A 12174-nucleotide genomic window follows, 5' to 3' on the forward strand; every position below is an offset into this window, starting at 1 on the left:
TAACTTGTTATAATAATTTGTATAAGGAGGTATATTAAATGACATACTTGAAAAAAGATGTTTACGGTTTTAGAAAGAGTAAAAAAGCTCTAGTATCGGCAGTTATTGCTACGGGATTGTTTTCTTTTGGTTTAACGCCTAGTGTTGCAGCGTCAGATGTTGAAGAACCATCTGATCTCGATAGGATAGAGGAAATATCAGAAATATCAGAAATATCAGAAATATCAAAAGAAATACTTGATGATCTTATTATTGAAGATCAACCCAAGTCAATCGATGAATATACGAGTGATCATTTAACGAAAACTTTGGTTGATAAGATGCCTTACAAACTTAGCGATGAAGGCAAGGATTTAGTGAAAAATACTTTACATAATTTAACGGATTCAATTGAATTAGATTCTGAAAAAATTAAATTTGATGAAAAAATTAAATTTGATGAAAAAATTAAATTTGATAAAGAAAATTTCAAAAACAGTGAATTAGAAAGTTTTACTGATTACCTAAATAGTAAGACAAAAGGTTATCTTAAAAAAGCTATTGAAAAAGCAACAGAGAATATTGAAGAGTCCAAAAAAAAATTAATTAATGATATCAGTGGTTCAGTTTTAGATAATCTTACAATTAGTTATAAAAAAATTGAAGGTGAAGAAAACTTAAAAAAAATAAAGGCAGAATTTGATAGCGAAGAAATGATACATTCAATTGTAACTTCTTCAAGCGATTTTATAGGAAGAGAAGCTGCCAAAACTATTACCCAAAATTTAAGAGATCTTGTAAGTGAATCAAATCCAGAACTAGCAGATTATCTTATTTTGTGGTATAATAAAAATGGAGGTGTTTTATGAAAAAAGTGTTGTTTTCAATAGTTACGTGCCTATGTATTTTGTTTATTTCTGGATGCAGTAACACTGACTTAAATCTTAATCAAAACTTAGGTTTAACAAAACATGAAGCTGAGGTAGAATTTATTATTTCAGAAAATACTAAATATCATTTACTAGAGGGTCTCAATACTTCTACTTTTACTTGGAGTGTGTCGGGTGAGGGTGAAAAACCTGAACTCAAGGTTTTGTTTAATATAATAGAACCCGAAGGAATTTCGGATGAGGAAAGTCAAACTTTTTATAATCGCTATAGCAGCGGACAGTATATGCAAGAATTAAATGCAAATATTATATCTGCTAAATTCGAAAACGAAAAACAACTGTATGATGTTAAACATGGTGATGTCTTAAAAGTTGTAACTACAATGAAAAAATCAAAAAAATATAACTTCGATTACTTTACCAAAGCTAAAGGGAACAAAGATATTGAAGTTAAGGATGCCGGAGATAATATTTTAGTAATTAGTAAAATAGTTGTTGATTATCCCTTCATAGACGATGAAGACGATAACATTAAAACATTGTCAGAGTTTGAGGCGAAACAGTTTAAATTTATATCTGGATTGTTCGATGAAGTGTGGGATTTTAAAATAGAGGAATTGAGTTTAACAAAGGATTACCCTATGGAGGTTGAACCTCTCTTCTTCGTATCGCATTCATACAAATCCAATAATGGAGGACCAATAAGGCAGCAGGCTGAGGTCAGTACCCCTAGTCAACTATATGCGAGTATTTTAACAGGTCCTGATGAGGGGTCACTAACAGAAGAAAAAATAGAAGCAATTAAAACTGAAGGAATTGAGAAATATCAAGAAGAACTTGATTTTAATTTTGCTAAAGTGGTAACTGATTTTCAAATAATTACTTCAGACACAAAATAATTACTTCTTATAAATTGTGTTAAGATTATTAAAAACGAAAAAACCTAGATTTTGAATAGCTTCAAGCTCTAGGTTTTTTATATTTGATATTTTTTAAAACTCGTTTACAACTTTTTGAGCTGTTTCTAAATTAAGATGTTTTTCATTGAGTAGTATGGGAATCAAATGTTCAATATCTGACTCCTTAGCATCAGCGAGTAGAAGTAATGACTTGGCGTGCAGTTTCATATGACCAGCCTGAATACCTTTGCCCGTCAGTGCTTTTAGAGCAGCCAAGTTTTGTGCTAGTCCGAGAGATGCAATCAATCGCGATAATTCGGCTGCAGTAGGGTTGCCCAATAGTGCCATAGCAATTTGGACTGTCGGATTCAGTCCGATTGAGCCTCCTTTTGTTCCTATGGGCATAGGGAGAGTTAATGTACCGACTAATTCTTTACTTGTAGTATCAAACGTCCATCGTGTTAAACCTTTATATTGACCATCCTTAGAAGCGTAAGCGTGAGCACCAGCTTCCATAGCTCTCCAGTCATTCCCAGTAGCAATGACCAAGGCGTCAATACCATTGAAAATCCCTTTGTTATGAGTTGCAGCTCTATAAGGATCGATTTGAGCAAATTGACTAGCCTTTTCTATTTTATCAGCCCATGCATCAGCATCTGCTAGGTTATCGCTTAACAGATGACTTGGAATACGACAAGTTGCTGTGACTAAGCTATTGGTTGCGTAATTAGATAGAATAGCCATAAGGATTTTACCCCCCGTTAGCTCTCTTAGAGGTTGACGTAGGGCTTCTGCCATTGTATTAACAATGTTGGCTCCCATAGCTTCTTTAGTATCAACTGAAAAATAAACCACAAGAAAGGTGTTATCGACATCACTAGCTTTTTCGACCCATAATTTTGTGACACCTCCACCCCTTTTGACAATAGAAGGATGTGCATTATTAGCTAATGTAATGAGCTTATCGTGATTTTCTAAAATAATACGCTCTGCATTATCATAATCAGTCAAATCATAGAGTGCAATCTGTCCAATCATTTGTCGGTTATGGATTTCAGTCTTAAAGCCACCAGATGATGCAATGAGTTTGGCAGCAAAGCTAGCCGCTGCAACTACAGAAGGCTCTTCAGTCACCATTGGAAGTTGATAGGTTTTACCGTCAACTAAAAAGTTAGGTGCTATTGCAAAAGGTAGGCTAAATGTTCCCAACACATTTTCAACGATTTGATTTGCAGTGTCAACAGGTAAGAGGCGGTTGTTTGTCAAATCATTCATTAGCTCAGTTGTCAATAGATCATGTTTAGCTAAAAAGGTGAGCTTTTCTTTTAATGATTTTTTGGAAAAACCAGACCAATTTATTGTTGTCATCTTAGTGTACCTTTTTATATTGTCTTTGATGTTGGTCAACAGAGACAAGGGCAAAATTCCCTGTTTTATAATCTGGTGTCTCGGCATTACCATTCTCATCAACAGTGATTGTTTCAAAGAACATATCTTCGTATTCAGTGATAGTTAAGGCTGTTCTGTTATCAAGCTTCTCCGTGCGATTCTGTTCAAGTTGTTCTTTATAACCTTCCACAAGCTTCCCTTGGAAAATTTCACAAACTGCGCCACTACCATAGCTGAAAAAGCCAATGTTGTCACCAGCTTTTAAACTATCGCTGTTTTCTAATAGTGATAGGAGGCCAAGATAGAGGGAACCTGTATAGATATTGCCAATTTTACGACTATAAGCTACAGAGTGGTGAAACTCTTTGAGAAGACTATCTTTTTTATCTTGTGATTCAACTTCATCAAGCATATTGTTTAACCCTTTCAAGGCTTGCTTAGGGAAGGGAATGTGGAAGCAGAAAGCTGCAAAATCAGAAAGAGTTGTTTGATAGCGTTTTTGGTATTCAGCCCAAGTGGTATCAAGTGTATCTAAGTACTGCTCTGTTGAGAAGGCTCCATCAACATAAGGAGTTTCTGAGTAATTTGGTCGCCAAAAATCCATGACATCACGGGTTTGAGCAAGCTTCTGGTCACCGAATTCTAAAATACGAGGGTTTGCTGTCACAAGCATAGCGACGCTACCAGAACCTTGAGTTGATTCACCGCCTGTTTTGATACCATATTTGGCGATATCACTAGCAACGACTAATACACGGCTATCAGGTGATTGAGCGACATGTAATTTAGCATAATCAAGAGCTGCAGTAGCACTATAACAAGCTTCTTTGACTTCAAATGTTCTTGCGAATGGCTGTATACCCAACATACCATGGATATAGACTGATGCCGCTTTACTTTGATCAATACTTGACTCTGTAGCGACAATGACCATGTCTATCTTTGATTTGTCATCATCTGTCAGGATGCTCTCGGCAGCTGAAGCACCAAGTGTGACAATATCTTCATTCGCAGGCAAGACACTAAACGCATCTATCATTAAACCAGAGGTAAATTTAGCTAGGTCAACTCCCCTAGCTGTTGCAAATTCTGACATATTTAAAACGTATTGACTGGTTGCAAATCCAATCTTATCAATACCAATACTTGTCATAATATTCTCCTATTCATTATCACGAGCTCCATCACGTAAAATCTGATGTGCTAAATACATACCTTCTATTTTATCATAATTTGTCTAATAAACGATAAAGAAGCTTACATCTCCTAAAAATCAGTCTTAGGACCTATTCGTTACTCTTATGATGAGTCATGTGAAAAATGAAGTAGACAATGATGAACAACAAGAAAGATTGCAAGGCAAGGCTAACTATGATAAAATCTAGTAAAACTATAATTATAACTAAAAGGGAAACTTATTGCTGACGATTCAACAATAAGTTTTTCCCAATAGATGAATAAGATTAGGAAGACTTATAATGACAAAAGCAGATCATATATTTAAAGAGAATATTCGTAAAATTATGGAAGAGGGAGTTTGGTCAGAACAAGCTCGTCCTAAATATAAAAATGGTCAAACAGCTAATTCAAAATACATCACAGGTGCTTTTGCTGAATATGATTTAGCTAAAGGAGAATTCCCCATCACAACTCTTCGTCCTATTCCAATTAAGTCAGCTATCAAAGAGATTTTTTGGATCTATCAAGACCAAACCAGTGACTTGTCAGTTTTGCAAGATAAGTATGGTGTTAATTATTGGAATGATTGGGAAGTTGATAGAAGTGGTACGATTGGTCAGCGTTATGGTGCTGTGGTCAATAAACATGATATTATTACCAAAATCCTCAAACAACTTGACGATAATCCTTGGAATCGTCGTAATGTCATTTCTCTTTGGGATTATGAAGCTTTTGAGAAGAGTGGAGGCTTATTACCATGTGCCTTCCAAACCATGTTTGACGTTAGAAGGGTCGATGGCGAGATTTATCTAGACGCGACGCTAACTCAGCGGTCAAATGATATGTTGGTAGCGCATCATATTAATGCGATGCAGTATGTTGCTCTTCAAATGATGATTGCTAAACATTTTGGTTGGAAGCTAGGGAAATTCTTCTACTTCATCAATAATTTACATATATATGATAATCAGTTTGAACAAGCAGAAGAATTACTTCGACGTGAACCATCAGAAAGCCAACCTCGTCTGCTACTTAATGTTCCTGATAAGACGAATTTCTTTGACATTCGTCCTGAGGATTTTGAATTAGTCGATTATAATCCAGTCAAGCCACAATTAACGTTTGATTTAGCTATTTAAACAAGAATAAAACCCCTGAGTAACTCCTAAAGGTCGGATGTTTAGTCAGACTTTGGGGAGCTTGCTCAGGCTTTTTTTGACAGTATGACGTATGAGATTGGCTACCATTTGGATCAGTCAATTTTTTTATGAGCATTTTTGAGAAGAATTTGGTAAAATAGGTGACATGAGAGTCAGAGTTGAAGCTATTTAGGATTAGCGATGAACACTATGTCACTGAGAAAGACGTCATCGTGTATCTAGGTGAGATAATCATAGTTATCTGTTACATAAAAAGGCATTCGCTTAACTCATAGTAAAAACACAATGAGGTCAATAAAATGACAAAGAAAATCATTGCTATATGGGCTGAGGATGAAGAAGGTTTGATTGGCAAGGACGGCAGATTGCCTTGGCATCTACCTAAAGAATTAAACCATTTCAAAGAAACAACCAGTGGCCATGCTCTGTTGATGGGACGTGTCACATTTGATGGGATGAATAGAAGGACACTACCTAATCGAGAAACGTTGATTTTGAGTTCTGATGCTAAGTTGAGATCTGAATTGAATGTTACAGTTTTTTCTAATATTAAAGACGTGTTGAGCTGGTATGAGCAACAGGAGAAGAGCTTATTTGTTGTTGGTGGTGCTCGAGTTTACACGTCATTAGAGCCCTATTTTGATGATATCATCCAAACTAAGGTTCACGGTCGTTTTGAGGGTGATACCTACTTCCCTGATTTTGATTGGTCTGATTACGAATTGGTTAAGGAAACATTCTTTTCCAAAGATGAGAAAAACGACTATGATTTTACAGTGACTCATTTTACAAGAAAAAGAAGCAAAGAGGGAAATTAGTATGCAACGAAGTCTTTTTGGTCTTTTTACGGCATTGTTAGGGGTACTTTGTGTCTTAAGTGCTCTGACTGCCTTTAAGAAAAAGCGTTATGGATTAGGGATATTCCTTTTACTGAATGGATTTACAAACCTTGTGAACACCATCCACGCTTTTTATGGTAAATTATTTTAAGAAAGATAGATAGGAAAAATGGCAGGAAATCGAAAAAATGATATCATGGTTCATTGTTCATTCTGTGGCAAGAACCAAGAACAGGTTAAGAAAATTATTGCGGGCAATGGCGTCTTTATTTGTAATGAGTGTGTTGCCTTATCTCAGGAGATTATCCGTGAGGAAATGGCCGAAGAAGTTTTGGCAGATTTGACAGAAGTTCCTAAGCCAAAAGAGTTATTAGAAATCTTAAATCACTATGTTATCGGTCAGGATAGGGCAAAACGTGCTTTAGCAGTAGCGGTCTATAACCATTATAAACGTATTAGTTTTGCTGAAAGCCGTGACGAAGAAGAAGTTGATCTACAAAAATCTAACATTCTCATGATTGGTCCAACAGGTTCAGGAAAAACTTTTTTGGCACAAACATTGGCTAAAAGTTTAAATGTTCCTTTTGCTATTGCTGATGCCACTGCGCTAACGGAAGCTGGTTATGTTGGTGAGGATGTAGAAAATATCTTACTAAAACTCATTCAAGCAGCCGATTATAATATCGAGCGAGCAGAACGTGGAATCATCTATGTTGATGAAATTGATAAGATTGCTAAAAAAAGTGAGAATGTTTCGATTACACGTGATGTCTCTGGAGAAGGTGTTCAACAAGCCTTGTTAAAAATTATTGAAGGTACCGTTGCTAGTGTGCCACCTCAAGGAGGGCGCAAGCACCCACAACAGGAGATGATTGAGATTAACACTAAAAATATTCTCTTTATCGTTGGGGGAGCTTTTGACGGCATTGAAGATATTGTCAAACAGCGTTTAGGTGAAAAAGTCATTGGATTTGGGCAAAATAGTCGTAAAATTGATGAAAATGCTTCTTACATGCAAGAAATCATAGCCGAGGATATTCAAAAGTTTGGTCTTATTCCAGAATTTATTGGTCGCTTGCCTGTAACAGCAGCATTGGAACAATTAACAGTTGATGATTTGGTGAAGATTTTAACCGAACCTAGAAATGCGCTGGTTAAACAATACCAAGCCTTATTATCGTATGATGGTGTGGAGTTAGAGTTTGACGAAGACGCTTTACAAACCATAGCGACTAAAGCTATTGAACGGAAAACGGGTGCTAGAGGCTTACGTTCGATTATTGAAGAAACGATGCTTGATGTGATGTTTGAAGTACCAAGTCAGGACGATGTTAGCTTAGTTCGTATTACAAAGGCTGCCGTTGATGGTACGGATAGTCCTATTTTAGAAACAGCTTAGGAGTAAGAATGTCTGAACTATTAAATACTCACAACGCTGACCTATTGCTAAGTGCAGCTAATAAGTCACATTATCCCCAAGATGACTTACCTGAAATTGCCCTTGCAGGTCGATCAAATGTTGGTAAATCAAGTTTTATAAATACACTATTAGGTCGTAAAAATTTGGCAAGAACATCTAGTAAACCAGGAAAAACTCAATTGCTAAACTTTTATAACATAGATGATAAATTACGTTTCGTTGATGTTCCAGGATATGGTTATGCCAAAGTGTCTAAAGCAGAACGGCTAAAATGGGGTAAAATGATTGAAGAGTACTTGACAAGTCGTGATAATCTACGTGCGGTGGTCAGTCTTGTTGATTTTCGTCATGATCCTTCTGCAGATGACGTTCAGATGTATGAATTTTTGAAATATTACGAGATACCAGTTATTGTTGTAGCGACAAAAGCTGACAAAATACCACGTGGTAAATGGAATAAACATGAATCAGCTATAAAAAAGAAATTACAATTTGACAAATCCGACCGCTTTATTATCTTTTCTGCAGTCTCACGAGAAGGCTTAGATGACTCTTGGGATGCTATTTTAGAAATGGTATAAGTCATATCCGATAGAGACAGGCAGTATTTGACCTAGTCTCTTTTTGGTATTCCCAAAAATAAGAAGAAGTAGAGGTTATCAATATGAATTTAGATGCCGTTCATCATATCGCTATTATCGTCTCTGACTATGACAAGTCGAGAGACTTTTATGTGAATAAACTTGGTTTTAGCATTATTAGAGAAAATCATCGTCCTCATCGTCATGATTATAAGTTAGATTTGAAATGTGGAGATATTGAACTAGAAATTTTTGGTCAGAAGACTTCTGATCCACACTATGTCAGTCCACCTGAGAGGGTCAATCGTCCTGAAGCAGCTGGTTTGAGACATCTTGCTTTTCGAGTAGATGATATTGAGAGAGCTGTTCAAGAGTTGACCATGCTTGATATTTTTGTAGAACCGATTCGTCTTGATGACTATACAAATAAAAAAATGACCTTCTTTTTTGATCCAGATGGGCTACCATTGGAATTACATGAATAGAGATTTTTAAAGAAAGTATTCTCTCTAAAAATATGTTATAATTAGTCTTATGATTTCAGGAATTATCAATTTGAAAAAAGAGGCAGGCATGACCTCTCATGATGCTGTTTTTAAACTTCGTAAACTGTTAAATGAAAAGAAAATTGGGCATGGGGGCACACTTGATCCAGATGTTGTCGGTGTTTTGCCAATTGCTGTGGGTAAGGCTACTCGTGTGATTGAGTATATGACGGATTCTGGTAAAGTCTATGAAGGTCAAATTACTCTAGGCTATTCGACAACAACAGAGGATGCAAGTGGTGACCGTATTAGTGAGAAAGTTGTTCCAAAAGATTATTTTACAACAACTGATATTGATCTTGCTATGACGTCTTTTGAGGGGGAAATAAAGCAAATTCCGCCCATGTATTCTGCAGTTAAAGTAAATGGTAGAAAGTTATATGAATATGCTAGAGCTGGTGAGACAGTCGAAAGACCGGAAAGAACTGTAACTATTCATTCCTTTGAACGAATCAGTCCTCTAAAGTATGAGAATGACTGTTTAATATTTGATTTTAGGGTATCTTGCAGTAAAGGAACTTATGTTAGAACATTAGCTGTAGATTTGGGAGAATCATTAGGCTTTCCGAGTCACATGTCCTTTCTCGAACGTACGTCATCAGCAGGTCTAGAATTAAAGAACGCCTTGACTTTAGATAACATAACAGTCAAACGAGATAGTGAGGACTGGTCGTTTTTATTGCCGATTGAATACGGTCTTATGGATTTGCCCAAAATTTCTGTTAATACGAAAGAAGCTGAGGAGTTACTTTACGGTCGCTTTATCACGTTAAATCGAGAAGAACCATTATTAGCTGCTTTTTTGAACGATAAAGTCATAGCGGTGATTGAAAAACGTGGAGACTTCTACAAACCACGAAAAGTATTGAGGTAAGCATGGAAATTAAACATATAAAGCAAGCATCGGATATTTATGTCACTAAGCCATCTGTTTTGGTGTTAGGCTATTTTGATGCACTTCATAAGGGACATAAGGCTTTGTTTGATAAAGCTAAGGAAGTCTCAGCGCAACATGATTTAGAAATCTCTGTCTTAACCTTTTACGAGTCTCCCCAACTAGCTTTTGAACGGTTTCATCCGGATTTGTTATGCCATTTGACTTATCCAGAAAAGCGTTATCAATTATTTGAAGATTACGGTGTCGATCATCTCTACTTGACAGATTTTACAGCCCAATTCGCTAAACAAACTGCCAACGGTTTTGTTTCTGAATATATTGAACGTTTTCAACCACATACCATCATTGTTGGTTTTGACTACCATTTTAGTTGTCAGCGTTCTGACAGTAATGACCTATCATCTCTTGTCAATGCTGAAGTCATTACCATTTCAGAAATTACCAGTCGTGGTGAGAAAATCAGCTCTACACGCATTCGCCAGTTGATTAGTGAAGGGAAGGTCAAGGAAGCAGGTGAACTACTTGGCTATCACTACTCGAGCCGTGGCATTGTGGTACATGGTGATGCTAGAGGTCGAACGATGGGCTTTCCAACTGCAAATTTAGCTTTGATTGATCGTACTTTTATTCCTGCTTATGGCGTTTATGTCACGGATGTACTTGTTGGTGGAAAAACATACCGTGCAATGACTAGCGTCGGGGAAAACATAACCTTTGGCGGAGAAGAATTGAGAATAGAAGCTCATATCTTTAATTTCAATGGTGATATTTATGGTGAAACAATTGAAATTTTCTGGCGTGACTATATAAGACCAATGGTTAAATTTGCCTCAATGGAAGAATTAGGTAATCGATTGCAAAAAGATAAAGAAATTGCAATAAATTGGCGAAAAAGTATAGAATTTTGATGCAAAATTAGATATAATAAGAGTAAGTAAGTGTATAGAAGAAGGCGAAATATGATTACCTTATTTTTATCTCCCAGTTGCACCAGCTGTCGTAAGGCACGCGCTTGGTTGCTTAAACATGATGTTGAATTTCAAGAGCATAACATTATCACAAGTCCTCTGAATAAAGAAGAATTGATGATGATTTTGTCGTTTACTGAGAATGGTACAGAAGATATTATTTCGACACGTTCAAAAGTCTTTCAAAAAATGGCAGTTGATGTTGATGAACTTTCTATCTCTGAGTTGATGACCCTTATTGCTGAAAATCCAAGTCTATTAAGAAGACCAATCATTATGGATAAAAAAAGGATGCAGATTGGATTCAACGAAGATGAGATTAGAGCCTTCTTATCAAGAGACTACCGAAAACATGAATTGCGTCAAGCAACAATTAGAGCAGAAATAGAGGGAAGAAATGATTAAAAATTATGCCTATCCCTTGGATCCATCGTGGAGTACTGAGGAAATTTCATCAGTACTCTATTTTTTAAGCCAAGTGGAAAAAGCTTATGAAGAAAAAGTAGCTGTTGATACCCTTTTAACAGCTTATAAGGGGTTTAAGCAAGTTGTGCCTGGAAAAGCACAGGAAAAGCAAATTGATAAAGCGTTTGAAGAAGCAAGCGGTTATTCAACTTACCGAGCTATACAAGCAGCAAAGGTATCAGAGAAAGGGTATGTTACTCTTGGAAACAAAATTTAAATTTGCACAAACATTGATAAAAGAAGCCGGTGCTTATATTAGAGAGAATATGTCTAAGGGAATTGATGTGTTTCAAAAAACCTCACATACAGATTTAGTGACTGAACTTGATCATCAAGTTCAGGAGCTTTTAATTGGTGTGATTAAGACACTTTATCCTAAGGATCATATCCTGGCTGAAGAAGATAACGTCGTTCATCCTATTGCAGATGGGCATGTTTGGGTTATTGATCCCATTGATGGAACTGCCAATTTTATTGCACAAAGAGATGATTTTGTGATTATGATGTCCTACTTTGAAGATGGTATAGGTCAATTTGCTTGTATTTATGATGTTATGGCAGATATTCTTTACAGTGGGGGGCCTCATTTTACGCCGATGGCTAACGACAAAGAGTTAATAGCGTATCAGCCTAAGCCTATTGAGTGTCAAATGATGATTAGTAATGCCGCCATGTACGCCAATAACGACCATGGATTAGCCGTTTTAATTGATAAAAGTTTAGGTTGTCGTACTTATGGTAGTGCTGGGATTAGTATGGCTAGAGTGTTAAGTGGTAAGGCGATGGCTTATTTTTCTTATATCTATCCTTGGGATTACGCAGCGGCAAGTGTCATTGGCCAGAGTCTTGGTTATGATATTTTGACTTTAGAAGGAGATAAACCTGATTTTCAAACTAGGCAGAAAGTGATGTTCGTACCACGTCTTGCTTATGATATAATCAAACAAAATTTAACAACCTAA

General features: G+C 36.3%; 15 protein-coding genes. 13 read left to right on the plus strand and 2 right to left on the minus strand.

Going from position 1 to position 12174, the window contains the following annotated elements; genetic code table 11:
• The first annotated feature begins 38 nt into the window (after positions 1–38).
• Together ACVRZH_RS01785 and ACVRZH_RS01790 are read left to right on the plus strand one after the other, a co-directional pair.
• Entirely contained in the window at positions 39–848 is an 810-nt protein-coding gene (locus ACVRZH_RS01785; protein WP_447453611.1) for a hypothetical protein, read from the plus strand.
• Positions 845–1768, plus strand: coding sequence for a hypothetical protein (locus ACVRZH_RS01790; RefSeq protein ID WP_447453612.1), 924 nt, complete (start codon positions 845–847; stop codon positions 1766–1768). The genes ACVRZH_RS01785 and ACVRZH_RS01790 overlap by 4 nt, the downstream gene beginning before the upstream one ends.
• Before the next feature lie 93 nt (positions 1769–1861).
• Here the strand turns inward: ACVRZH_RS01790 and ACVRZH_RS01795 are convergent, their stop codons facing one another.
• Together ACVRZH_RS01795 and ACVRZH_RS01800 are read right to left on the minus strand one after the other, a co-directional pair.
• Positions 1862–3136, minus strand: a complete 1275-nt coding sequence (locus tag ACVRZH_RS01795; protein ID WP_447453613.1) for a hydroxymethylglutaryl-CoA reductase, degradative — start codon at positions 3134–3136, stop codon at positions 1862–1864.
• A 1-nt stretch (position 3137) separates the two neighbouring features.
• Positions 3138–4310 carry a hydroxymethylglutaryl-CoA synthase gene (locus tag ACVRZH_RS01800; RefSeq protein ID WP_447453614.1) on the minus strand — a complete coding sequence of 391 codons (1173 nt, stop codon included), beginning with the start codon at positions 4308–4310 and terminating at the stop codon, positions 3138–3140.
• Between the two features lie 325 nt (positions 4311–4635).
• Between ACVRZH_RS01800 and ACVRZH_RS01805 the strand changes: the two genes are divergently transcribed.
• The 11 genes from ACVRZH_RS01805 (at position 4636) to ACVRZH_RS01855 (ending at position 12174) form a co-directional block, all read left to right on the plus strand.
• A complete protein-coding gene (locus ACVRZH_RS01805) occupies positions 4636–5475 on the plus strand; it encodes a thymidylate synthase (protein WP_447453615.1) in 840 nt (279 codons plus the stop codon).
• Between the two features lie 320 nt (positions 5476–5795).
• Entirely contained in the window at positions 5796–6314 is a 519-nt protein-coding gene (locus tag ACVRZH_RS01810) for a dihydrofolate reductase (RefSeq protein WP_447453616.1), read from the plus strand.
• A 1-nt stretch (position 6315) separates the two neighbouring features.
• Complete coding sequence (locus ACVRZH_RS01815; RefSeq protein WP_447453617.1) at positions 6316–6486, plus strand: hypothetical protein; 171 nt, start codon at positions 6316–6318, stop codon at positions 6484–6486.
• Positions 6487–6504: 18 nt separating this feature from the next.
• Positions 6505–7734, plus strand: a complete 1230-nt coding sequence (clpX, locus tag ACVRZH_RS01820) for an ATP-dependent Clp protease ATP-binding subunit ClpX (protein WP_447453618.1) — start codon at positions 6505–6507, stop codon at positions 7732–7734.
• 8 nt (positions 7735–7742) lie between these two features.
• Positions 7743–8336 carry a ribosome biogenesis GTP-binding protein YihA/YsxC gene (gene yihA, locus ACVRZH_RS01825; RefSeq protein ID WP_447453619.1) on the plus strand — a complete coding sequence of 198 codons (594 nt, stop codon included), beginning with the start codon at positions 7743–7745 and terminating at the stop codon, positions 8334–8336.
• An 83-nt stretch (positions 8337–8419) separates the two neighbouring features.
• On the plus strand, positions 8420–8821 hold the full coding sequence (gene gloA2 / locus ACVRZH_RS01830; RefSeq protein WP_447453620.1) for an SMU1112c/YaeR family gloxylase I-like metalloprotein: 402 nt from the start codon (positions 8420–8422) through the stop codon (positions 8819–8821).
• 49 nt (positions 8822–8870) lie between these two features.
• A complete protein-coding gene (gene truB / locus ACVRZH_RS01835) occupies positions 8871–9755 on the plus strand; it encodes a tRNA pseudouridine(55) synthase TruB (RefSeq protein ID WP_447453621.1) in 885 nt (294 codons plus the stop codon).
• Positions 9756–9757: 2 nt separating this feature from the next.
• Entirely contained in the window at positions 9758–10687 is a 930-nt protein-coding gene (locus tag ACVRZH_RS01840; RefSeq protein ID WP_447453622.1) for a bifunctional riboflavin kinase/FAD synthetase, read from the plus strand.
• 51 nt (positions 10688–10738) lie between these two features.
• Positions 10739–11152 (plus strand): Spx/MgsR family RNA polymerase-binding regulatory protein, encoded by a 414-nt coding sequence (locus ACVRZH_RS01845; protein WP_447453623.1) that lies wholly within the window; start codon positions 10739–10741, stop codon positions 11150–11152.
• Positions 11145–11429: a UPF0223 family protein gene (locus ACVRZH_RS01850; RefSeq protein WP_447453624.1), complete on the plus strand. Its 285-nt coding sequence runs from the start codon at positions 11145–11147 to the stop codon at positions 11427–11429. Before ACVRZH_RS01845 ends, ACVRZH_RS01850 begins: the two co-directional genes overlap by 8 nt.
• Positions 11413–12174, plus strand: a complete 762-nt coding sequence (locus tag ACVRZH_RS01855) for an inositol monophosphatase family protein (RefSeq protein ID WP_447453662.1) — start codon at positions 11413–11415, stop codon at positions 12172–12174. The genes ACVRZH_RS01850 and ACVRZH_RS01855 overlap by 17 nt, the downstream gene beginning before the upstream one ends.

Source organism: Streptococcus fryi (assembly GCF_053206505.1).